Below are 24,910 nucleotides of genomic sequence, written 5' to 3' on the forward strand. Positions count from 1 at the left end.
TTGCTTAAGCCTCTACTTTTAGCTTCAGTTAAAAATGGGGGGATTACCTATTGACTTGATTATTCTGTTACTTTCGTTGAATCTAGTTTGGCTGGCTATTTTTATTGGTGTTGTAAAGATTTCTCAGATTGCAAATGATAGCAAGCTTTTATGTTCTTACTACAGCCTCTATTTTTCAATGGTTATCGCTATTGTCGCATTATTGCTTAATAGTCTTTATCAAAATATTTTGAACGTAGTTCTATTAATTTTAGCCTTAATTTTAATCACGCTAATATCAACCCAAAAGATATGGTTATTAAATATTAGTGTTGCCTTATTTATCAGTTTATTAAGCGTGGTGCTCACGTGGAACGTAGAACCTTATAAAAGAAAAACAATCATTAATCGAAGGAGGGTACGTTCATTCACTAAAGAATGTTTACCACAGGTATTATTTTTAATGCAACTAGCTACATATCGCGCTCATAAAAGTGCATTTTTTCTGAGAATAGCACTATGTTTCATCTTATCAATTTTTTCATGTAATTTATTTTTTTCTGATGCGATAAGTATAAATAGGGATAGTTCACTACTCATTTTAATCGGCTTAGAATCCTATATTTTATCTACTTTGATGGTGTTTTTTGCAAAAAGTGAATTGGAATACAGCATCTTTCACTTCCTGTTTTCTGAGCAATTATTTGCAAAACGTTTGCTGGAATTAATCGTTATTATTGGAGCCTTGATTTTATCACTTCTTCCGCTCATCCTTTCTTTTTTACTTAAAATGCCGAGTTACATCATGCAATTTACGGTGCTCATCGCTCTGAATATTTTAACGATTATATTCAATCGAATATTTTATACGTACTCACTTCGTTTTTGTTTCTTCACATCCTTATTAAATACCTTAGGGAATATGATGATGGACTATTTATTAATAGGAGCTCTTTTTGGAAATTAGCCTAAGGCTTGAAAAGGTAAGGAAATCATTTGCGGATAAATTACTCTTTTCTGATTTATCTTATACATTTTATAAGCGAAATTATCATTTGGTTGGTAAAAATGGCGTTGGCAAATCGACTTTATTACGCTTGATGGTTGGGTTGGATTCTATTGATTCAGGCTCTATTTTACTTAATGGTCGATATCCAGTTGCTGAGCGCAGTATCAATGCAAAAAAAATATTTTATATTCCTGATGATTTGCCGATTTATCCTTTTTTAACCGGACATGAGTTTTTATCTTGGATTGCAAAACTGCGATTAAGCACTGCAAAGGAAATACATCGTGTTATGGAACGATTGGAGTTAACTGCGAATCAAAATAGCTATATAGCTGATATGTCATTTGGTACTAAAAAAAAATTTCTTTTAGCCTCTATACTTCTTGGGCACGCTGATTTCATCATTCTTGATGAGCCGTTAAATGGCTTAGATAAAAATTCGCAGCAGGTGTTATTAGAAATGCTAAGAGAAAAAGCAGAGTATTCGGGCATAATTCTAACAACACATCATGAAGCAAATATTGATTTACTTCATCCTATAACGGTGGGGATTGTAGAAAATAGTTTAGTTGAATCAATAAAATGGTAATCGTTCTAGGCTCTGGCGCAGCACCGTATCGGGATAGGAGGGGGGCAGGGCGTCACAGCTATTAAGTTAATGATTTTATGTTTCAAATTTCCCAGAACCGGTCGTTCCCATATAAACGGGGGAGCCATTTCTACATTGGCTCTAAGGCCAATTCAGGATGGTTTCCCTTAACTTAATAGCAGTGGGCAGGGAGTGGCCTCTCCTACCCGATTATGGTTCTTACTCTAAAAAACCGAAGGTTACTCAGCCTCTAAGCCTAAGCTACATTGGCTTGGGAGATTGGGGCTTTTGTTCTTGTTTGTTCTCGATATCCCTATTTTCGGGGGCGTTATTTATTGCCGTAGCAAAAAACGAGTTAGGATTTGTTCCAGTAGAAGATGTACTTGCTTGAGACATTATTATTTCAGTTTCTTCGGCCTTATCTTCTGTCAACGCTTCCGCTAATTGCTGCGCTTCAGTTTGAACTGGCGTTTCTGTCAACTTACGACATTTCTTTGGTTTATCATTTTCTTCAGTAGACTCTTTTTCTTTGATAGGCTCTTCTTCGGTATCCTCGCTTGTTTTTTTTCTTTTTTTAGTTGAAAGGCTCCCTGAGGTTATTTTGCGCTTCTTTGCCGGTTTTTCATTGTCTGATGAATTTTTTGATTCACGCTCACTATGCTCTAGGGTCTTTTGGCGTTTTGCAAGGCCATGGGCGTGGCCTTGGCGATAAGCCTGTTCATAAATTTCGTGAATTAACATTTTCTGCTGTTTGCTGAGCTTTTTATAAACAGGACTTTTTTTAATTGTTGGTGCAAGTGTAATTTCCTCTAACTCGCTTTTTTTTGCGGCCATATACTGGCCATTACGATAACCGATCTTTTGCGCCTCTTCTTTTAATAGTTGGACTTCGGTTGAAACACCATTTTCTTTTGCATCATTCTCAAATGCTAATTCCTTTTTTAAATAATTGATCATATGCTTATTTTTTACCATCCTAGCTTGTTTAAATAATCGAGCTATGTCAATTTTAGGTAACTTTAATTTATTATTAAGCTCAAGTAAATCTCGTACTACTGATACTGATTTCTTTTGAGCAATGCAATTTTCAATACAGGTTAAAGGATTGGCACCATACTGTAATAATAGTTGGAGCATGGGTTTATTATATTGACATAGCAATAGAAGTGGCTCCTCCGCAGAATTAATGAATTTCGTTGTTTTTTCTAAAAACATATGTACTATTTTTAGTCTTTCATTTTCTATGGCTTTCTTAAAGTCACCTAATTTAATCTTATCACCATGGTCTAATAAGATTTCTACACAAGACTCAGAATCAGAGACGATTGCTTCCTCAACAAGAGGTCTATAATATTGCTTTGAGGTTTTTATGTGGGCCAACCCCTCCGGGGCGGCCTTTAAAAGTTTAGCTAAGCCCTCAGGAAAGTTAAGTTTAATTGCTTGGTGCAGCAGAGAGGCCCCGATTGCTGGATTTGCACCGCGGTTGAGTAATAATTCTAGGCCCTTAGATGATTTGGATGTTACCGCCATATAAAGGGCTGTTCTTTTTTTATTATCGCAGGTATCGATGTTACTGCCTTTGTCTAATAAAAACTCCATAAGTTCAATATAGTTATATCGGGTTGCAATGTGTAAGGCCGTTGTTTTTAATTGATATAGATTTGGATGAGTCCCTTCTTGGGCATGTAGCTCTTGATTAATATTGATAAATTCTTTTGCTAAGAAAAATTTAATAATATTAATGTTATTTTTGCTTAACGCGTGAAAAAAAGCCAGGCCAAATGATGCTTGGGAAATAGCTTTTGCTGCGAGCAATTCTTCTTTAATGGAGAAATCAATAATTTTCTCTTCTAATAAAGATTGTATAAAGGCAAAATGTCCATTTTTTGCAGCAGCCTCAAAGAGCTCGCATCGTAGCGATAATGGCAGTGAAGGATTAGATCTGGATGTTGTTGCTTGAGTTTCAATAAGAGTGAGTTCTTCTGTCTTCACTACTGAATCTTGATTTTCATCGTCTGAAGACATGCGTTCGCAGAGAAGATTGCTCAAATATTTATATATTTCATAGTGTCCATAGTGAGCAGCGTGTACTATATAACCGTTTAAAGCTTTAATACGCGCGTCGCTAGATTTCAGCAGAGTGAACGCGTTCTTTAAAAGGGTGGATAGCATGCTAAGTCGGCCAAATTGTATGGTTCTTTCCAGTAGGTCAGTACTAGGGGAAATTTCAGGTCTTAGCAAAAATTGGAAGCAGTTAGACGCTCCTATCTGAATAGCTGGCATGAGAAGCTGGGTTGCGTATTGCGTAAGTAGGTTATTGGTATTGCGTTTTTGTTTGGGGGCATCAATAGGCTGCTTAGAATTCCTTTGTTTATAGTTTTGCGCACGCTGAGCCAAGTTATTGAAGGTCAGCCGCAGCATATCGGAATTATCTTGTTTTAAAATATAGATGAAAAAGGTCTTCTTTTGGGTATCCATCAAGATTCGATTAATCTTTTCTTTAGCAATTAAGTGTTGAAATATCGAGAAAAGGCCATTTTCTATGGCGAGCATGAGCGCTGTTTGGCCTTTATTATTTTGGGCATTGAGTTCATTATTATTATCATATGCTTCAACTTTGTCTATTTGATTGCAAAGCACCATCCAATGCAGAAGAGTCATTTTGCTCGTTGATTGTGATTTTTCTTCTACTACCAATTTAAAAAAATGATCCAAGCAATCTTGACTTTTATTTTTAAGCGCTGTTTTAACCAATAAGAAATTATTTGCCTCTAATTCGTCAACACGAAGCTTCGCTGCATTAATCGTTTCAACGTCATCTCTAATGATTGACGTAATCGTTGTAATTTTTACGTTCTTATATTTTGCTCTATATTTTTCTTTAAAAGCGTTTAGCCAATCATAATTCTCAGATGGGCGCAAAGGAAGTTTTTCGGGAAAATGTTCAATGAATAATTGTTGCCAAAGAAGGCTATCGTGGCTGAAATTAGCTAAAAATGGAGATAGAGGATTAACCTCGGTGAGTATTGTCTTTGGTGTTAAGTAACTTAAAATCTTAAATAGCACTTCTTCCGGAATTTTCTCTTTTAAATAGTCGCTAGTGCATAGAGCATTCCTATATTGTTTTATGAAAGCTTTCTTCCAATTAAAATCATTGGGTACGGATGTGGGAAAATCAGCGGGAAAATGTTGTTTAAATTTGAGCTTCCAAAGTACCTCATCCTGAGTTAATTCATGAAAATCATGATTCACTAAACTGACTTGAGCGAGTTCTTGGGGAGCTAAGTAGCGCATTATTTCAATGAATACATCAGGGTTGTCTTTTGCAATATTAGTTAATTCATGCATCGCGAGTTACCTTTGTTAGGGGACATTACAGCCAACGAACAGTTGGTCATATAAATAGGCGGCCTATTTTTGCTCATTCTGTTTGGTTTGGCAATGCACTAATTTGGAAATTATTTCTTTCAAAAATAGAAACTTATATATTGGATGAATAACACGAGTTGATAGAAAAGAGATTTAGAAGCCAATAAAAATAGAATAGCATTTAGATAAAAAATATCTTACAAATAGATAACAAGGCGAATATTGTGTTAAGAATAGCCCAAATATAAGCCGGATGACGCCCTCTATACCCACTGTAATAGGAATAAATGGCAATAAAAGCACTGCCCGTAAAAAACACCCATTGATTATTATAAGCAAAACCCACCGAAAGAAGCGCAATGCCACTGATACCCAAGAATAAAAATACATTATGCTCTTTGCCGAGCATGAGATAAAAAACTAACAGTTGAAAGCAGAGCAAGACTGGTAAGGCAATTTGGGTATAAGGCCCACTACCCAATAAAATTGCTGCATGCCCCGCGATAAGAATTAGTTCAAGGGCAATATAGTAAAAGAGTCTGTAATGAATGGCTGTTGCAAGTAGTGCAACAGCGCCAGCTACATAATAAGGTTGAGGAGGCCATTGTGTGGTTCCATAAAGAACTATAAACGCTCCTATAGTTCCAAGGATCATATATTTATTTTCATAAATATTAGCCACAAATCACCATTTTAGATAAATTCCCTTGGCGATAGAATCTTGAATAACAGAATTCTGTGGTTTATTAAAAGAAACCCAATAATTGCCCATATTGCTTAAAGCAAAGCGTACACGTGGGTATTGGCATACATCTAAAACATCACGGCAATCAATCGGAGAGGTGGTCTCACCAATATGTTTATAACATCTAAAATTTAAATTTTTAATATCAGAAGCAAAGGCTCCCCAATTCATCGGATCAAGAGATGCATGCAATGGTGGGCTCATAAATGCTTCATCAGATGCTTGATGTTCCAATTCAACGCGTGCATCTGAATGATTTTGAATTAAATAATAGGATTGTTTGCCCGTATCATTTAATAACAAATAATTTTGGCTGTAGCCAAAACCAGAGACTTCACATCCTCTAGGAAACGAACCTACAGCATGAGCACTACTCATTAACATCGCAGAAAAAAGAATGGATGTATTGATACGACTAAAACGTGACATAATTACCTCAGTAAGCAAAATTTCGGTGCTATTTTAATCATAAATAAACCAAAGTCCATGCAGAAAAATAAAAAAAGAACCATTAGTCCTTATTTGCAGCAATTTTCGCTTTAATCATGGGATAATAAGTACGGTAAAAACTTAAATATAAGTACATCCCCACATAAGCCATTGATAAAGAAAGCCATATAGTATTGGTATTTGGATAATTAACCAATAAGCACATAGAACTCACACCATAAATCATAGAGCAGCAATGCATTAGCGTTTTTAATGTCTTTGAATCAGTTAAATAATCAAGCCTTGAAGGATAAACATATTTGACTGGGACAAAAATAAGCACAGAGAGTATTGTTAATATGACCGCATTAGCTGTAGCTGATGTATTAAAAAGAATCATATAAAAAATAGTAATGTTCCAATAACAGGGAAATCCTTTAAAAAAGTGATCAGGAGTTTTCGCATCAGACTGGCAAAATTGATACGATGAAGTAATTGTGACCGCCGCAACAATCAATATGGATAGTTCTTGTGGCAGCATGTCAGGTTTTACCAACAAGAAAAAGCAGGGTGTAATTACATAGTTGACATAGTCAACAAGGTTATCGAGTAAAGCCCCATCAATTTTAGGTAAAACTTGTTTAATATTGACTAAACGCGCGAGACTTCCATCTACCGCGTCAATAAAAACTGTAATCGCCATGAGCCATAGTGCAAAAATATATTCATGTTGATATATCTTTTCTAGAGTAAAAACACCAATACAGGCTGCACTTGCAGTAAATAGGTGCACCGACCACGCCGCTACGTATTGTAATGGATGGAAGTGAAGTTTGCTTAAGTTCATTAATTGTCCTAGTGTTAATGAGTGTTAATCATTTTATATTAACATCTTGATTTATTACTGTTGTTTTTTGTGAAACATCATAGAATATAAAAATAGTATCAATAATCAAAAGTAGTGCGCAAGAAAAGTTGATAACTTTAAGTAAATAATAAATTTCGCATGGTGATTTAATGAAAATTCAAACTATAAATCCTGCAACTGAAAAAGTAATTCAAAGTTATGAATGCCTTGATGAATTAAATGCTTATGAAAAAATTGAAAAAGGTCATAAAGCATTTCAAGAGTGGAAACGAACCTCTTTTGCCGATCGAAAAAATTTAATGCTGAATCTCGCGCAACTCCTTAAAGAAAAAAAAGATGAGTTGGCGTTGTTGATGGCAACTGAAATGGGTAAGCCCGTTACTGCCGGCAAGTCAGAAATTGATAAGTGTGCTTGGGTTTGTGAGCATTATGCCGAGCATGCAGAAGCTTATTTGGCTCCGCGCATAATAGAAACTGAAATGAAAAAGGCAAAGGTCTGTCATGTTCCTTTAGGCCTTGTTTTTGCCATCATGCCATGGAATTTTCCTTTTTGGCAGGTATTTCGTTTTGCCGCACCAACGATTATGGCTGGAAATGCGGCTATTTTAAAACATGCCCCTATTTCAACAGGAACTGGGAATCGAATTGAACAACTATTTAGCGAAGCAGGTTTTCCAGAAAATCTGTTTCAACATTTAATCCTTGATAATGAGGGGGCAGGAAAAGTAATTGAACATCCGCATGTTGTGGCGGTCACTTTAACTGGAAGTGAGCGTGCAGGAGCTTCTGTGGCGTCACGTGCCGGAAAATTCTTAAAAAAATCAATGCTTGAATTAGGAGGAAGCGATCCTTATATCGTACTTGAAGACGCAGATCTTGATTTGGCTGCGCAGTGTATTGTGAGTTCGCGGCTTAATAATTCGGGCCAAGTATGTATTGCTGCCAAGCGTATTATTGCTTTAGCCTCTATTGAAAAAGAGCTGATACAGAAGATTAAAGAGCTCATATCTTCTTTCTCTATGGGCGATCCTCTTGATCCCAAAACAAACCTTGGGCCTTTGGCTCGCTCTGACTTGCGCGATTCTGTGCATAAACAAGTAGAAAAATCACTTAAACAGGGTGCTAAATTATTGCTTGGTGGTATAATTCCTAATGGCAAGGGGTTTTATTATCCGCCAACATTATTGACTGAGGTGACCCCAGGTATGCCGGCCTTTGATGAAGAGTTATTTGGTCCTGTTATTGCTGTCATTTCAGTTAATAGCGAAGAGGAAGCAATCAACTATGCTAATCTTAGCCAATACGGTCTGGGAGCCGCAGTATTTACGTGCGATTTGGAGAAAGGGGAGCGCATTGCGACTCATGAGATTGATGCAGGCGTTTGCTTCATCAATGCATTGGTTGCCTCCGATCCGCGATTACCTTTTGGTGGGATAAAGCATTCAGGCTATGGTCGTGAACTATCAAAAGAGGGCATATTAGAATTTGTGAATACGAAAACCATAGCCATTAGCGGTTGATTAGCATCCTGATTAACACCCAGGATGAAACAGGAATGAATTACATTACAAACAATAATACTTGCTGTAGAACAAAAGCAAAACTGACGGGGTAAGCAATGTCATATAAATTCGAAGAAGGTAAAGAGGTATTAATTGAAGCCATTGTCGATAGAATTAAAAATTCTATGGTTGGTGATCAAGCTAAATTTTGCGCCGAATTTGCCATGCAATTATATGGAACTGTCGCCATGGAAGACCTAAGTGCCTGGGAGATGGATGATCTTTACGGCGCTGTCGTTAATTTTTGGTCATTAATCAATGAGCGTGCACCTCATGAGACTAAAATTAGAATTTACAACCCTGACTTCGAACGTCATGGCTGGCAAACCACACATACTGTAATTGAAGTTATTAGTGATGATATGCCCTTCTTAGTCGATTCCATTCGTTTAGTTATCCATAGAATGGGGCTTGCTTCCCATTTAACGATTCATATGGGCGGTATTCGTGTGAAACGTGATAAGGAACATCGTATTTGTGCGATCTTACCTCGTGATCAAATCACCGACAGTAAAGATATTATTCATGAGGCGCCTGTTTTCTTAGAAATTGACCGACAGACTGATCCTAAAATTCTTGAGGAGTTACATCAAGGGTGTTTACGTGCACTTGAAGATAACCGTGTTGTTTTTGAAGATTGGGACAAAATGCGTGCTGAAGTTAGAGACGCAATTACTGAAATCGATAAAGTTTCTTCAGTACTTGATTTAAATGAAGTAGAAGAAACTAAAGCCTTCTTAAATTGGATAGAAGATCATCATTTCACATTCTTAGGGATGAGAGATTATGAATTGGTCGAAAAAGGGAAAGAAACTTTATTGCAAGCAATTCCGGCAACAGGTTTAGGTCTTTTACGTGAAAATGTTAGTAAATCAATGGCTCGCAACATTTCTGCAATGACCCCTGAAGCGCGTGAATTTACTTTATCTCCACGTATTCTCGTAATGTCAAAAACCAATACTTTAGCCAGTGTCCATCGAGATGCATATACTGATTACATTGGTATTAAGCGTTTTAATGACCAAGGGAAGGTTATTGGTGAACGCAGAATTATTGGTCTTTATACCTCGGCGGCTTATCACACAAATCCCAAACAAATTCCATTTTTGCGACGAAAAGTTGCCTTAATTATGGAAAATTCACGATTAAATCCACGCAGCCATGCGGGTAAGGTCTTGTTAAATATTCTTGAAACATTACCGCGTGATGATTTTATTCAAGGCAGTGAAGACGAATTATTAGAAATTGCGATGGGTATTTTCTACATGCAAGACAGAAAACGCATTCGTTTATTTGCACGTATGGATGTCTACCGTCGTTTTGTTTCGTGTTTGGTTTATGTGCCAAAAGAGCGAGTAAATACTGAGTTAAGACACTCGATGAAGAAGATTCTCGAAGAGAGTTTTAATGCGATAGAGACTACTTATACAACACAGTTTACCGAATCAGTTTTGGCACGTATTCATTACATTATTAAACTTAATCCAGAAAATTGTCCTGAGTATGATTTAAAAGAAATCGAGAAACGATTAATTGACGCAGGGCGATCATGGACCGATGATTTGCAATATCATTTATATGAAGCATATGGTGAAGAAGAAGCAAATATCTTGTTTGCTCGTTATCGGAATGTATTCCCCATTGCCTATTGCGATACGTTTTCTGCAAGAACAGCTGTTTATGACATTAAGCATATCGAAATGTTAAGTCATGACGAACCTTTAGGGATTAACTTCTATAAGCCTTTAAATGAATCTGAGAATAGTTTTAGACTAAAAGTATACCAGCATAACACAACGATTCCTTTGTCCGATGTCTTGCCCATATTAGAAAATCTAGGTTTACGCGCAATTAGTGAACGTCCTTATTCGCTTAAATTTGAAGATGGTACATTAACTTGGGTAAACGATTTTGCCATGCAATACAACAAAGCATTTGAATTTGAGCTCGATGATATTAAGGAGTTATTCCAGAATGCTTTTACCCGAGTTTGGTTTGGTAATGCAGAAAATGATGGTTTTAATCAGTTGGTTTTAGCGGCAGGTCTTAACTGGCGTGAAGTTGCCATTTTACGTACTTATGCGAAATATTTTAAGCAAATTGGTTTTACGTTTAGCCAAGAGTATATGGAAATGGCATTAAATAACAACGTTCATATTGCCAGAAAATTAGTGCAGTTATTTGAAATTCGTTGTAATCCTGCTGAGGATAACAATCGCGAAGAACGTTTTGCAGTGCTTTCCGCAGAAATTTTAGCTGATTTGGATAATGTCGCTAATCTTGATGAAGATAAAATAATCAGACAATATATTCATGCAATTACCGCGACTTTACGTACTAATTTCTATCAGGTTGATAAAAATGGTCATCCTAAGAATTATATTTCAGTTAAATTAAGCAGTAAAATGATCCCAGGTTTACCCAAACCTTATCCGATGTTCGAGATATTTGTTTATTCTCCTCGCTTTGAAGGGGTCCATTTACGCTGTGGTAAAGTCGCTCGTGGTGGATTACGTTGGTCTGATCGACGTGAAGATTTCAGAACAGAAATCCTGGGTTTGATGAAGGCACAACAAGTAAAAAATTCAGTAATTGTACCAAGCGGTGCAAAAGGTGGTTTTGTACCTAAAAATTTACCAGTTAATGGATCTCGTGAAGAAATAATGGCTGAAGGCATTAGCTGTTACCAATTATTTATTCGTGGTCTGCTTGATATTACAGACAATTATGTTGATGGTGTCTTAGTTAAACCAGACAATGTTGTCCGTTATGATGAAGATGATCCATATCTTGTTGTTGCGGCGGATAAAGGCACAGCAACTTTCTCTGATCTGGCCAATGCTATTTCTTTAGAATATGGTTTTTGGTTGGGAGATGCCTTTGCATCAGGTGGTTCGGTGGGATATGACCACAAAAAAATGGGAATTACTGCTAAGGGTGCTTGGGAGTCAGTAAAACGTCATTTTTATGAATTAAATATGGATATTCAAAACAATGATTTTACTGTTGTTGGTATTGGCGACATGGCTGGTGATGTATTTGGTAATGGCATGTTGTTGTCGAAGCACATCAAATTAATTGGTGCGTTTAACCATATTCATATTTTTATTGATCCTGATCCTAATGCAGAACTCAGTTTCCATGAACGCGAACGCTTATTTAACTTACCTCGTTCCAGCTGGACTGACTACGATAAGAAACTTATTTCTAAAGGTGGTGGCGTATTTAATCGTAATGCCAAATCCATTCCAGTAAGTAAAGAAATGCAAGTTGCTTTTGGTATTAAACATAGTGAAATTGAGCCTAACGAGTTAATTCGCACTATTTTAAGAGCCAAAGTGGATTTACTGTGGAGTGGTGGTATTGGTACTTATGTTAAAGCCAGCACCGAAACTAATGTGAGCGTGGGCGATCGCGCTAACGATGCAACGCGTGTCAATGCGAAACAATTACGTTGTAAAGTAGTTGGTGAGGGTGGTAATTTGGGATTAACCCAATTGGCGCGTATGGAATACACTATTAATGGTGGCATGGTATACACTGACTTTATCGATAATTCTGGTGGTGTAAATTGCTCTGATAAAGAAGTAAATATTAAGATCTTACTGAATGGTATCGTGGCTGTGGGCGATTTAACGCCAAAACAAAGAAATGAATTGTTAAGTGAAATGACTGATGAAGTAAGCAAATTAGTACTTCGTGACAATTTCTTACAAACCCGAGCTATTAGCTTGTCTGCTTCACAAGCGTTACAGGGATTAGAGTTACAAGGGCGTTACATTAAGGAATTGGAGCGTTCTGGAAAAATAGACCGAAGTCTTGAATTTCTTCCTGATGATAAAGCATTGCAAGAGCGTAAATTAATGGGGCAAGGTCTTGGGCGACCAGGAATTGCTGTCTTGATGTGCTACAGTAAGTCGCTTTTAAAAGAGCAAATATTGGCTTCTGGTGTTCCTGAAGAACAGTACATGGAACAATTTTTAATTAGTTCGTTCCCCAAACCCTTGCAAGAACGATTTAGTAAACAAATGCAAGATCACCCACTGAAACGAGAAATTATTGCGACAAAGTTAAGTAATATTATCGTTAATGAGATGGGCTTTACCTTTGTTTACAGGTTACAAGATGAAACTGGAGCCCCTGTTTCTGCAATTGTTAGAGCGTACATGATTACACGTACAGTGCTTAATCTTGAATCGATTTGGAAACAAATTGAAGAGCTAGGTACTAAGATCAACTCTAAAGAACAAATTGAAATGATGATGTTGTATGTCCGACTTTCAAGACGTATTACACGTTGGTTCTTACGTACCCAACGCCGCTCTATGGATATTACTGAAACAGTAAAAATTTATTCACAGGGTGTGACAGAATTGAAAATCTCTATTCCAGCAATTTTAAGTGAAGAGCGACGTGTAAAATATGAAGAGCACTATCAGAGATTGCTTGAAGAGGGGATCCCATCTAATCTAGCGCATGATTTGACTGTAACCCGCGGTTTGTTTTCTTCAACTGATATTATCGAAATTGCCAATAAACGAAGCATGAAAGTATCTCAAGTTGCAGAGGTTTATTTTGGTATTGGTGAGTTCTTGGATCTGGCGTGGATCAGAAAGCAAATTATTATGCATCCTACTGAAAATCATTGGGAATCTTTATCACGGGAAGCATTACGAGATGATTTAGATTGGCAACAGCGTCAATTAACTGATGGGTTACTCAACTATGATAGTGAGAATACTGATTTACAAGTACGTCTTACGGCTTGGGGTGAGTCTCATATGGCATTGATTGAGCGTTGGCACCATATTTTATCTGATTTGAAATCTAGTTCAGCTCTGAATTACACCATGTTTTTTGTTGCGATAAGAGAGTTATTGGACCTGACTCAGACTACGTTACAATCTTATGTGGTTGAAGAGGTTTAATAGGGTATCCTATCTTCGCTTAGCGAAGATAGCTTTGTAGGCGGCTGGGCTGTAAAGCCCAGTATGTTCTACAGTCTCAATCTCAATGTATTAATTCAATGAATATGATTGGTCACTGGTACTTTACAGCCCCGTTTACACAATAAAATTATTCTAAATGCACTAATTCATGATGACCATCAAAAAGCACTGGTTCGTTAAACCCCTTTAATATGCTGATTGCAACGAGATAACGTTCATTATCCAGTATTGAAAAATCAACTAAATCACCCACTTCGGTACCGTCTGATTCTTTTAATAATCTTTGGCCTGAATAGATTTTTTCTTTTGTTTTTATTTCGTGAATTTCTAATTGGTGCTTTATTGTGGCTTTGTAGTGCATTCGTGCGATAATTTCCTGGCCTTTGTAGCATCCTTTATTAAAACTAAGATAGGGCGTCTGATGTAAGTCTATGCGGTGTGGTAAAAATAAACCTCTGGATTCAGGATAAATAGTAATTTGTTGTTTTGCTAATCTTAATGAGTGCCAGGTTAATGAGCCCAGTAATTGGTTTTTTTCAGCAAAATGTAGAGATACTTTTTTAGCAAATTCGGCCTGAGCTAAAAAGATATAAAAACCATGACCTAAATGATAGCAACAATATTGGCTGCCATAGGTAAGCCCATAGAGATTATCAGTAAAGAAACTAGTGTCAGGAACGAGGTCTTTGGGATTCTGTAAATAAAATCCAAGAACGCATAATTCATTGTTTTCGCTGAGAGCAACACGAGAAAGCAGTGCCGTTTTATTTAAAGATTTAATCGTCGCTTCCATTAAATCTTTGGGAAGTACTAATTTAATGCCTTGCCAATTAATAATATCCATTAAAGCGAGAATGCGTCCTTTCAGATTGCATTGGGCTCCTTGGATAATTTGAATGTCTGATATTGATTGTACGTTGCAGGTTAATTGCCCTTGAAGAAATTCAATTGCTTTTTCACCAAGGATATCAAGCACACCTAAATGGGCTAAATCAAATAAATAATTTTTTTCGGGATGCAATTCCCGCTCTTTATCTATGGAGTTAAACGTTGTTAATGCTCTGTTATTAATTAAGTGATTAAAAGTTGTATTCATAATAATTAACGCGTTCCGTTTGTAAAGACAGTAGTGTATCATTTGCATGTTCATTAAATCATTAAGAGATTTACAATGTTAGATGCTCGTGAAAAAGCAAGATTGACATGGCATTGTCGCCGTGGAATGCTGGAATTGGATTTAATATTGCAGCGTTTTTTAAAACAAGGCCTTGAGCAGCTGTCAGCTCGGGAACTTAAGACGTTTGATTCCCTGCTTAGTTGTACTGATCCTGAGTTATTTGCTTGGTTCATGGGGCATGAAGAGCCTGAGAATAAAGAGTTTAAAGAAATTGTCGCGATTATACGAAATAACGATTAGACCTACTGAGTCCAACACTTATTTCCGTTTGGTTATAGTCGTATATCTTATAAGCATTAGTCTTATTTTTTATTCTTCGTTGTATCTGATTATTAAATTGATTCTCATTGCGCTTATTATGGTTTTATTGCAAGCTGATTGGATAAATAAAAGCCCAGATAATGGAATTAAAGAAATACAATTTATTCATAATGAATGGATTCTATTCTTGAATAATGGTAAAAATCAACGTTATAGTGGCGCTCAAGTTCTGGTTCATAACATCTTATTTCAACTGATTCAATTTACCCATTTAAAACAAAAAAGGCATATTGTTCTTTTTCATGATCAAATCCCAAAGAGTCAATGGCGTTTATTGCATTTAAAAATCGCACAAAAATAGTATATAATAATACAAAGGGGTCTAATTCAAGCCAATTTCCGCATAATGGATTAAAAAAAGAGGAAGTAATGAATAATACCGCTTCTTATAGCGATGAAGACTTGGTTAATTTAGCGCAGCAGGGGAATAGGAATGCTTATAATCTGTTGCTCGCACGTTATAATAATAAAATACAGCAAATTATTTATTTTCACATTAATGATCAAGCTTATGTAAATGATTTAGTGCAAGAAGTGTTACTAAAAGTCTATCGTTATTTACATTATTTTAAAGAAAAGAGCCAATTTTCAACTTGGTTATATCGCATTACACACAATACAATTAAAAATCACTACCGTTCTATGAGTATACGGATGGGGCGAGAAGTTGACTTTGTGGATACTCAAGAGCATTCAACACATCAATCCCCCGAATATGTATTAATTAGTATTGAATTCGGTGAACAGCTCGAATTAGCTATATCCAGGTTATCTGATGATTTACGTATATGTTATGGAATGCATATTTTTGATGGCCAAACCTATGAAAACATCGCTAAAAAAATGGATTGCCCTATAGGAACAGTACGTTCACGTATTTTTAGAGCCAGAAAATTGCTTATGGCGTCAATTGCAGATTTTGTTTAACTGTCCTTTCTTTTATTGTCTCATTAATTATGTTATAAACTTATATTTGGCTATTAAATAATCAATCCTAATGATTGTTTTTCTTTGATCTTCAATAAAAAAAGGACAGAGAGTATGCAAGGTACATTAAAAAAGCGTTTAAATCATTGTAATGCACAAATTGATGAAATTTTTAATGGATTTGAATTAAACGAAACATTTAAACAGCAAATACAAGAAATCAAAAACTACTATTATGAAATCGTTGTTGCTGACGATGAACTTATTGAATTTTATGAAGTTTATGTTGCATCACTTCAGGCGGTAAAAAAGGGTGAAATAACTTTGGAAGATGCGTTAAAGGATATAAAGAAAAACGCAGCAGCAAGAGAATATGATGTAGATATTGAAAATCTGCTACAAATTGTGGCAATGACTTTTTTATTTGTTATGTCAACATTTCTTTATCTTTCTTTATGTCCTTTAGTAGCTCCCTGTTTTATATTGCATCCTCTTCTTGGTTTAACGGCACTTATTTTACTTACTGAGTTATTTACTATGGGAATGCTTAGTCTAACAAAAGAGCTGATTGAGTTTGAATCAACATTACCTATAGAGGCAGAAAGAGAGCGAGAAATCGATGTGGTGTCATTTTTTAAGCCAGTTGCTCAGTCTGAAAAAACAATGGCTGCTGAAAAAAAAGAAAACACTGACGATTTATCCTGTGCTCAGTCTTTTTAAACGCTAATTCAGATATATTGAATAAATGAGCTGATATTAAAAAAACATGATGCTAAAATGTTTCAACTCATGTGAATTCTTAATAAGACCCTTATGTTGGAAAGTGACCGCTTAATCAGTACTCAAAGTACTGTCTCTGAAGAGGCTATTGATCGTGCGATTAGACCCCTAAGTCTTCGTGAATATATAGGGCAAGAAGCGGTCAGTTCGCAAATGCAAATTTTTATTGATGCTGCAAAAAAACGAAATGATGCCTTGGATCACGTTTTAATTTTTGGCCCACCAGGTCTGGGTAAAACAACCTTAGCCAATATTATCGCTCATGAAATGGGTGTAAATCTTCGGCAAACTTCCGGGCCGGTTATTGAGCGTGCCGGTGACATTGCTGCTATTCTGACCAATTTACAAGAAAATGATGTATTGTTTATTGATGAAATTCATCGATTGAGTCCAGTTATTGAAGAAATTCTTTATCCGGCAATGGAAGATTATAAACTAGACATCATGATCGGCGAAGGCCCGGCCGCTCGCTCTATAAAATTAGAATTACCCCCATTTACACTGATTGGCGCAACAACACGGGCTGGTTTGCTTACGTCTCCATTACGTGATCGATTTGGGATCGTACAACGATTGGAATATTATTCAATTGACTCATTATCACAAATTGTGTCTCGTTCGGCACAATTATTAAATGTTGTCACCCAATCAGAAGGTGCCAGAGAAATTGCAATGCGTTCACGAGGCACACCACGTATTGCAAATCGTTTGTTGCGGCGTGTTCGTGATTATGCGGAAGTGAAAGGGAGCGGTGTGATCAATATAGACATTGCGCAAAGAGCTTTAGAAATGTTAGATGTGGATAAAAACGGTTTTGACCTCATGGATAGAAAACTTCTCTTGTCAGTAATTGAACAATTTGGTGGTGGTCCAGTTGGTGTTGATAGTATTGCTGCTGCAATAGGTGAAGAAAAAGGAACTATAGAAGATGTTTTAGAGCCATTTTTAATACAACAAGGATTCCTTATGCGCACACCACGAGGTAGAATAGCAACGCCTAGAGCCTATCAGCATTTTGGTTTAAACACCGTAGAACAGGAATAGCACATGAATCAGGAAACTATCTATCAATATAATGTGCGTGTTTATGCTGAAGATGTAGACTATATGGGAATTGTGTATCACGCGAATTATCTTCGCTATTTTGAGCGTGCTAGAACGGAAATGTTACGACAAAATAATTTGGCGCTCAGTGATTTACTGAAGTTAGATACACTGTTTGCAATTAGTCGCGTAAATATTCATTATTTAGCTCCTGCTCGCTTAGATGATTTATTAACAATTACGACAACCATGCATCAATCAGGAGCATGTAGTTTCATATTTGAGCATGAGATGAAAAATCAACAAGATAAAATAATGAGTAAGGCACAGATTAAAGTCGTCTGTGTTGATGGGAATTTAAAGCCCAAAAGATTTCCTAAGTAGAATTAAGAGACTAAGTTAGGCTAAGGACTAACGGGAGCAATGGCCTATTTTTCCTTTTAACCCTGACCCAACGGCAGAGCCAATCATTTGTATAGTAAGTGATTGAGATTACCTAAAACAGTTACAAAAGATCTTGATACTGGAGATAAAAAAAGATGAGCAGTCAAGCAAATGTATTAATGTATTTTATGCAAGCAGGCTTAGTGGTTAAATCAGTGATGATTTTACTTGCCGCGGCATCCATCACCTCATGGACATTAATTTTCCAAAGAGCCTGGTTTTTTAATCGCAAAAAACAATTAACTGAGGCATTTAGCCGCAGATTTTGGGATAGTGGTGATTTAAGCAGATTGTATGCTGATATTGACAGTAATTCAGATGAACGACAAGGAATGGCAGCGATCTTCCATGCCGGTTTTAAAGAATTTGTACGCGCAAGAAAGCAGGGTAATGTGGTGATTGAGCCAATACAGCGCGTTATGCAAATCAGTCATGCCAAAGAAGCAGAAAAATTAGAACAGCATTTACCCTTTTTTGCCTCCGTAGGATCCATTGCTCCTTATGTAGGATTATTTGGTACCGTCTGGGGTATTATGACCTCGTTTCAGGCATTAGGGCACGCGCAACAAGCGACCATTGCTATGGTGGCTCCAGGTATTTCTGAAGCATTGGTTGCAACTGCATTGGGATTATTTACAGCAATTCCGGCGGTTATTGCATACAACCGATATACAACTCGAGCGAATATTTTATTGAATCGATTTGATTTATTCCAGGAAGAATTAATATCGCTTATAGAACAACAAAACAGTGATACTGTAAGAGGATAAAGTTCAAAATGATCAGAACCAAGACCAAGCGTGAGCGCCCCATATCTGAGATTAATGTTGTACCTTATATCGATGTGATGTTGGTTTTACTCGTTATTTTTATGATCACAGCACCAATGCTGAGTCAAGGAGTTACGGTTGATTTGCCCAAAGCAGCAAGCCAAACCTTAGCGCCTACAGATCGAGAGCCAATTATTGTTTCAGTGAACCAACAAGGGACTTACTTTCTTAACATTAGCAGTACACCTGCCGATCCGATAGAGCCTCAAGCTTTAGCCATTCGTGTTGCTGCAGAATTAGAGTTAGCAAAGCAATCAAACCAAAAACTGAACGTTTTAGTTAAGGGTGATCAAGGAGTTGCATACGGTAAGGTCGTTCAGGCAATGGCTTTATTAAAACAAGCGGGTGCAGAACAAGTAGGATTACTAACTGACTCAGATCAAGATAAATCAGAGGGGCAAGCATGATCAGTACGCCTAGTTACCGTAAAGCCTTTTTTGTAGCCGTTGGCTTACATCTTTTTTTAATCGTGATGCTTTTATCCGATAACTCAAGTCAACGTCCGGTCTTAACTGCTGAATCGAAAAATACTCCGGGCATTGAGCAGCCTATTGCTGCTACCACACCTCAACCGGAAGTAGTGAAAGCTGTAAGTGTTGATAATAAGCAGGTAATGGATACTGTCAATCGCTTAAAACAAGAACGTCAACAGCAACAACGAGCTGAGGCGAATAGACAACGCGAACTCAATCGCCAGGTAGAGGTCGCAAAACAGCAACGACTAAAAGAACAGCAACAACTGGCTCGACTAAAAGAAGAAGCGAATAGAATTGCAATTGCGCGGAAAAAACAGGCAGAAGAAGAGAAAAAGCACTTAAAGCAACTTGCTGAGCAAAAAGCGCAGGAAGCAAAACGTATTGAGGAGTTAAAAAAACAAAAAGAGGAATTGGTAAAGCAACAGCAATTAGAAACCAAAAGACTCGAAGACCTCAATAAAAAGAAAATTGTGGAGAAAGCCAAAGCAGATAAGCTAAAAGCAGAGCAAGCGGCCCAGGCAGCAAAAGAGCATGCGGATAAAGAAAAGGCCGATCTAGCAAAAGTAGAAATGGAGCGCAAAAGACAAGCACAAGCGGCGGCTGCACAAAATGCAGAACAACAAGCACGCATTGCTGGAGTAGTTGATAAATACAAGGCGCTTATTGTTAATGCTATAGGGCGAAACTGGATTCTTCCTGAAAATGTTGATAGTACCTTATCAAGTCAGTTCAGAATACGTTTAGCTCCTGATGGCGCGGTATTAGAAGTTACTTTAACACGTAGTAGTGGTGATCCGCTGCTCGATAGATCGGCACAAACAGCCATTTATAAAGCATCACCGCTTCCTGTACCTACAGATGCAGATACATTTAATATGTTCCGCGATATTAGTTTAACCGTTCGTCCAGAACAAGTTAGGGGGTAAAACTCGTGATTAATCGATTTATTACACTGTTTATTTTACTAGTTACGCAACAGGTTTTTGCTCTTGATTTAGAGTTAACTCAAGGTATTAGTTCAGCACTACCTATTGCAATTAATACGTTTGGCTCGGATCGTGCTTCGCAAGAAATAAGTCAGATTATTGAAAATGATTTAACGTTTTCAGGACAATTCAAAATTGTTTCTGGCCCACAAGGTCCTAATGCACAATCATCTGTAAGCACCTTAAAGCAGTTAGGCGCTGATAGTGTTGTAACCGGGCGTGTTGTTCCGGTTGGGAATCATTACGAAATAAGTTTTACTTTGACAGATGCGGTGGCTAATGGCACCACGCTGCTTACTAAGACTTATCAAGTTAATGCAAATCAGCTTAGGCCACTAGCGCATCATATTAGTGATGAAGTTTATCAAAAATTGACTGGTGAGCGCGGTATATTTTCTACACGCATAGCCTATATTTCGGTGCAAAGAACACCACAAAAAACTAATTACGCACTAGAAGTTGCTGATGCAGATGGACATAACCCACAAAGTTTATTGATTTCTTCTGAACCGATTATGTCTCCATCTTGGGCTCCGAATGGTAAGAGTATTTCTTATGTGTCATTTGAGAAAAAACGCGCGCAGATCTTCACTGTATCGGTAGAAACAGGTCAACGCCGATTAATTACCAGTTTCCCGGGTATTAATGGTGCTCCTGCATGGTCACCTGATGGCCGTCAATTAGCTGTAGTGCTTTCTAAGAGCGGGACACCTAAAATATACAGTGTTGATATAAACAGTGGTAATATGAAGCAATTAACCTTTGGTGATGCAATAGATACTGAGCCGCGTTATGCTCCAGATGGTAAAAGCATTCTCTTTACTTCTGGACGCGGTGGTTCACCACAAATTTATCGTTTGTCATTAGCTGATGGGCAAGTGAGTCGTATGACGTTTGAAGGAAATTACAACGCTCGAGCTTCTTATACACCGGATATGAAATCTATTGTGATGTTACACCGTGATGACAAACAATTTAACATTGGTATGCAAAATGTTAGCGGTGGTCCTGTTGTCAGTTTAACCTTTTCAGGCCGTGATGAATCACCGTCTGTTGCACCAAATGGCCGTTTAATTTTATACGCAACACATAATCAAGATAAGGGAATACTTGGTATTGTTTCTCTTGATGGCCGAATTAGAATGAAGTTACCAGCACGTGATGGCGACATCCAAGAACCTGCTTGGTCTCCATATTTAGGTTAGCGGTTAAAACGGCAAAATAAAAAATTTCCACTCCCGTGACGGGCTTAGCCTGATAGCTATGCTCGTGAAGGGAGAGAAACTAAATTTTATACAAGGAGCTGGTTCTGATGTTAATGCGACTTTATACTCTGCTGCTTTGTCTTTGTGCATTAAATTGCTATTCATGGAACATGCAAGGTCATCAGGTTGTCGCTCAAGTAGCTTTTGACCATCTCACACCGAATGCAAAAAAAATGTGTCATAAGTATTTGAACCCACGTTCAAAAAAATCTCTAAACGCAAGTTTCATTGCCGCCTCAATTTGGTTGGATTTAATTAAGATTAAAAATATTCATTGGTATGATACATTTCATTACATTGATATACCATTTTCCAGCGACGGCAGTGCACTTCCTTCTGTAGAAACTACAAATGCAGCATGGGGAATAAATAATGCAATTTCGGTTCTTTCTACTAAAAAAACAAAAGCCACCGATAAGCGATTGGCTTTACTCATTTTAATTCATTTGGTTGGCGATATTCATCAACCTTTGCATGCTGTAACTAGAGTAACTAATCAATTACCTCAAGGTGATCTAGGTGGTAATTTATTTCCTCTGGGCGCAAATATGGTAGGCAATAATCTACATAAATACTGGGATAATGGTGCGGGTTTTTTTATGGGGCATAGTCGATTGGAGCAGATTAAAAGTAAGGCACTTTTACTGCAGAAAAAATGGTCTTGTTCCATAGTGAAAACGCAAAAAAATCCTGAGCAATGGGCAAAAGCTTCACATCAATTGGCAGTAAATCACGTCTATCAAATCAATCCTAAAGAAATACCCAATAAGCAATATCAATTAAATGCCCAAAATGTGATTCAAAAACAGACGGTTATGGCTGGATGTCGTCTCGCTCTTTTACTTAATGATATTGCCAAAAAGTACGGATAATTAACATCCTGTTTTTTAAAGCAGATTGATTGCCATGAATCATTGGCGTATGAACAGATAAACACACACAACTCTATGTCCCGCATGGGATTAGAGGGTAATGCCAAATAAAAATACTTAAGTTAACGTCAGTTTCAGATAAGAAATCAGAACCGAGCTTATTGCTCCTCGATCCGTTCGGGCCGAGGAGGCGCACAGCGCTGTCTCGAAGCCTTCGTGTCAAAATGAGCAGGGCTTCGAGACGGCATAAATGCCTCCTCAGCCCGAACGGATCGAGGATTAGAGCTACTAATTTACGGTTGCGTTTATTTTAAACGATGATTGAATTAATAAGACAAAGAATCTGTGAGAACCCTATCTTTCATGATAGTATTTCTTAATTGTATCGTTTTTTAAATTACAAAGGTATTCCCTATGGACAGAGAATCGGCTAAACGACTAGCCAAAACAGTTACTGCTAATATTACGCAAGAGTTATTGGCGCCAAGAGTTACTCCTTTAACTGCAGAAGAAGTAAGTGAATTATTAAATAAAACATTGGAAAATGTATTTATCGCTTTTGCAGAAAATGACAGAAGATTAATATATAACGAGTTATCCATGCAGTTTCATTCAGATAAATTTCAATTAACTCATACACGGCTTTTTGCTTATTTAGATGAGTTAAATTTGTCTAATTTGCCACAACAAATTTTAAATCTTATTAAAGAGCAGTCGGAAAAATACTTTCAAATAGTACGTTTTAAAGAGAAATATAAGCAGGAAAAAGCATTACAAACGACTATTGGTAATTTCTTTAAGTATATTTTTAGTAATCCCAAAGATGCATTAACAATTCTTCAAACCCGTTGGTTTGATAACCCCATTGTGCGTGATTTAGAGCGTTATATACAGCCTTTTTATTTTTTTACCTACGCTATTTTCTTTTGTTCAATAGCTATTTTGGGAATTGCCACATTAGCAAGATTCGTTATCTCTGCGGCGATGTCTATAACGATAGCGATGGCTAACTCATTGATGCGTCAAGTATTCGAGACCCTAACTAATGGACAGTATGCCAAATTAATCGAAGAATACATGCAAACTAATTTGGATGTATTAAAAAGTACGTACACAAAAGTGTTGCGAAAAACGATCATTGATGAAATTATCGACTCAAATGAAGGCGATGAGCAGTATCGATTTGAACAAGCATTTACAATAGCGCAGGCAAGTAATGATGAATTTTTAAAGCTTTATGTGCAGAGCGAAGCAATTGCGAAGTTTGATTCTGAAGTAGCAATAGATGAATTAGAAACGATATTGCTTGATGATCATCTAAAAAAAATAAGGGATACTATTTCTGCTCTAGAACGATTAAAATTTGCTTTTTTAGGATTTTATCAAGCAATTAAGCAGCCTTTGGATGATCGTAAATTGACATCTATAGCCTTAAGACTCGTGCAAGCAGTTGCATCTTTTGTTGTATTACCCGCGGTTGTATTTGGTGAACTTGCTGAGCTTGTAAGAGTTGCGCTTAATTATGCTGCATCGGCTCTTATTGTTGGCATATACTATGCGATACTAGTAGCTTTAGATTTACCGCTTAAAGTATATGATCTTTGGGGTTGTGTTAATCAGTGTTTTCCTAGTAAAGAGAAGAGTAACAACAGTTCAAATAATGAAATGAGTTCTTCTAACAACAGTCAATCATTAGTTGTACTCTTTAATAATAGTAATAAGGCAGCCAAAGAAGCCACGAAAGAGCTACCTCCACTTCATTTTGGTTCACCAACCGCTGCTTCTAAAGTACAAACCCCAATTCCTAATGTTGATTCAGTAAAAATATGTTCAATATGCTAATTATTTAAGACACTCTAAACGCCCTTGTCTATCGATGGATGAGGGAACGACAACCATGATTTTAAATGGCAGAAAATTTTCAAATAAAACCAAAATAAGATTATTATGCTATATTTTATTGGCATTTGTTTAATAAATGATATTTGTTTAAACTAAAAGGAATTAAATATGAATAAGCTCATTTCTAAAGTCAGTATGTTTACTCTATTAATCAGCGTTTCAGTCTACGGATGGGCGGGAGCTTGTATGCCTATTGCAAGAGCTTGTATGCAAAATGGTTATCATAAAGGTGGTGAGAAAGAGCATAAAGGTCTAATAAAAGATTGCGTAATGCCAATTGCCATGGGTTCTAAAACGCTTCCCAACACAAATTTTAGTGAAAACCAACGCCAGGAATGTAAAGCAACTATTGCGCAAAAAAATAAAAAAGTAAAATTTAAAATGAGG

At 37.0% G+C, this 24,910-nt stretch carries 22 protein-coding genes; 17 read left to right on the forward strand and 5 right to left on the reverse strand.

Annotated elements, in window-relative coordinates:
- The first annotated feature begins 34 nt into the window (after window positions 1-34).
- Complete coding sequence (locus LDG_RS12570) at window positions 35-946, forward strand: hypothetical protein (RefSeq protein WP_040535765.1); 912 nt, start codon at window positions 35-37, stop codon at window positions 944-946.
- Window positions 936-1,577: an ABC transporter ATP-binding protein gene (locus LDG_RS12575; protein WP_006871764.1), complete on the forward strand. Its 642-nt coding sequence runs from the start codon at window positions 936-938 to the stop codon at window positions 1,575-1,577. Before LDG_RS12570 ends, LDG_RS12575 begins: the two co-directional genes overlap by 11 nt.
- Window positions 1,578-1,838: 261 nt before the next feature.
- Here the strand turns inward: LDG_RS12575 and LDG_RS12580 are convergent, their stop codons facing one another.
- The 4 genes from LDG_RS12580 to pcsA form a co-directional block, all read right to left on the reverse strand.
- The gene (locus LDG_RS12580) at window positions 1,839-4,925 is read right to left on the reverse strand and encodes an ankyrin repeat domain-containing protein (RefSeq protein WP_006871765.1); all 3,087 of its coding nucleotides are present in this window, start codon (window positions 4,923-4,925) and stop codon (window positions 1,839-1,841) included.
- A gap of 202 nt (window positions 4,926-5,127) precedes the next feature.
- Entirely contained in the window at window positions 5,128-5,601 is a 474-nt protein-coding gene (locus tag LDG_RS12585; protein ID WP_040535784.1) for a hypothetical protein, read from the reverse strand.
- Window positions 5,602-5,631: 30 nt separating this feature from the next.
- Entirely contained in the window at window positions 5,632-6,120 is a 489-nt protein-coding gene (locus LDG_RS12590; protein WP_006871767.1) for a hypothetical protein, read from the reverse strand.
- Window positions 6,121-6,202: 82 nt separating this feature from the next.
- On the reverse strand, window positions 6,203-6,967 hold the full coding sequence (pcsA, locus tag LDG_RS12595; RefSeq protein ID WP_006871768.1) for a phosphatidylcholine synthase: 765 nt from the start codon (window positions 6,965-6,967) through the stop codon (window positions 6,203-6,205).
- A 170-nt stretch (window positions 6,968-7,137) separates the two neighbouring features.
- Between pcsA and LDG_RS12600 the strand changes: the two genes are divergently transcribed.
- Window positions 7,138-8,508, forward strand: coding sequence for an NAD-dependent succinate-semialdehyde dehydrogenase (locus tag LDG_RS12600; protein ID WP_006871769.1), 1,371 nt, complete (start codon window positions 7,138-7,140; stop codon window positions 8,506-8,508).
- Between the two features lie 98 nt (window positions 8,509-8,606).
- A complete protein-coding gene (locus tag LDG_RS12605) occupies window positions 8,607-13,478 on the forward strand; it encodes an NAD-glutamate dehydrogenase (protein WP_006871770.1) in 4,872 nt (1,623 codons plus the stop codon).
- A gap of 148 nt (window positions 13,479-13,626) precedes the next feature.
- On the opposite strand, the gene ygfZ is transcribed toward LDG_RS12605, so the two are convergent.
- Complete coding sequence (ygfZ, locus tag LDG_RS12610) at window positions 13,627-14,595, reverse strand: CAF17-like 4Fe-4S cluster assembly/insertion protein YgfZ (protein ID WP_006871771.1); 969 nt, start codon at window positions 14,593-14,595, stop codon at window positions 13,627-13,629.
- 75 nt (window positions 14,596-14,670) lie between these two features.
- On the opposite strand from ygfZ, the gene LDG_RS12615 reads away from it, so the two are divergent.
- From LDG_RS12615 to LDG_RS12675, 13 genes are all read left to right on the forward strand, one after another.
- A complete protein-coding gene (locus LDG_RS12615; RefSeq protein ID WP_006871772.1) occupies window positions 14,671-14,916 on the forward strand; it encodes an FAD assembly factor SdhE in 246 nt (81 codons plus the stop codon).
- Window positions 14,888-15,298, forward strand: coding sequence for a protein YgfX (locus tag LDG_RS19075; protein ID WP_040535767.1), 411 nt, complete (start codon window positions 14,888-14,890; stop codon window positions 15,296-15,298). The genes LDG_RS12615 and LDG_RS19075 overlap by 29 nt, the downstream gene beginning before the upstream one ends.
- Before the next feature lie 68 nt (window positions 15,299-15,366).
- Complete coding sequence (locus LDG_RS12625; protein ID WP_040535787.1) at window positions 15,367-15,924, forward strand: sigma-70 family RNA polymerase sigma factor; 558 nt, start codon at window positions 15,367-15,369, stop codon at window positions 15,922-15,924.
- Window positions 15,925-16,038: 114 nt separating this feature from the next.
- Entirely contained in the window at window positions 16,039-16,644 is a 606-nt protein-coding gene (locus LDG_RS12630) for a DUF5638 domain-containing protein (RefSeq protein WP_006871775.1), read from the forward strand.
- A 93-nt stretch (window positions 16,645-16,737) separates the two neighbouring features.
- Entirely contained in the window at window positions 16,738-17,748 is a 1,011-nt protein-coding gene (ruvB, locus tag LDG_RS12635; protein WP_006871776.1) for a Holliday junction branch migration DNA helicase RuvB, read from the forward strand.
- Window positions 17,749-17,751: 3 nt separating this feature from the next.
- The gene (locus tag LDG_RS12640) at window positions 17,752-18,132 is read left to right on the forward strand and encodes a YbgC/FadM family acyl-CoA thioesterase (protein ID WP_006871777.1); all 381 of its coding nucleotides are present in this window, start codon (window positions 17,752-17,754) and stop codon (window positions 18,130-18,132) included.
- 155 nt (window positions 18,133-18,287) lie between these two features.
- Window positions 18,288-18,962 carry a protein TolQ gene (tolQ, locus tag LDG_RS12645; RefSeq protein ID WP_006871778.1) on the forward strand — a complete coding sequence of 225 codons (675 nt, stop codon included), beginning with the start codon at window positions 18,288-18,290 and terminating at the stop codon, window positions 18,960-18,962.
- Window positions 18,963-18,970: 8 nt separating this feature from the next.
- Window positions 18,971-19,429, forward strand: coding sequence for a protein TolR (gene tolR / locus LDG_RS12650; protein ID WP_006871779.1), 459 nt, complete (start codon window positions 18,971-18,973; stop codon window positions 19,427-19,429).
- Window positions 19,426-20,424: a cell envelope integrity protein TolA gene (tolA, locus tag LDG_RS12655; protein WP_006871780.1), complete on the forward strand. Its 999-nt coding sequence runs from the start codon at window positions 19,426-19,428 to the stop codon at window positions 20,422-20,424. Before tolR ends, tolA begins: the two co-directional genes overlap by 4 nt.
- A gap of 5 nt (window positions 20,425-20,429) precedes the next feature.
- Window positions 20,430-21,689 (forward strand): Tol-Pal system beta propeller repeat protein TolB, encoded by a 1,260-nt coding sequence (tolB, locus tag LDG_RS12660; RefSeq protein WP_006871781.1) that lies wholly within the window; start codon window positions 20,430-20,432, stop codon window positions 21,687-21,689.
- A 107-nt stretch (window positions 21,690-21,796) separates the two neighbouring features.
- Window positions 21,797-22,621 carry a S1/P1 nuclease gene (locus LDG_RS12665; RefSeq protein WP_006871782.1) on the forward strand — a complete coding sequence of 275 codons (825 nt, stop codon included), beginning with the start codon at window positions 21,797-21,799 and terminating at the stop codon, window positions 22,619-22,621.
- Between the two features lie 414 nt (window positions 22,622-23,035).
- Window positions 23,036-24,463, forward strand: a complete 1,428-nt coding sequence (locus LDG_RS12670) for a hypothetical protein (RefSeq protein ID WP_006871783.1) — start codon at window positions 23,036-23,038, stop codon at window positions 24,461-24,463.
- A 168-nt stretch (window positions 24,464-24,631) separates the two neighbouring features.
- Window positions 24,632-24,910, forward strand: a 279-nt coding sequence (locus tag LDG_RS12675) for a hypothetical protein (RefSeq protein ID WP_233491536.1), incomplete at its 3' end; no start/stop codon positions are given.

Origin of the sequence: Legionella drancourtii LLAP12 (assembly GCF_000162755.2) — a bacterium.
GTDB lineage: Bacteria > Pseudomonadota > Gammaproteobacteria > Legionellales > Legionellaceae > Legionella > Legionella drancourtii.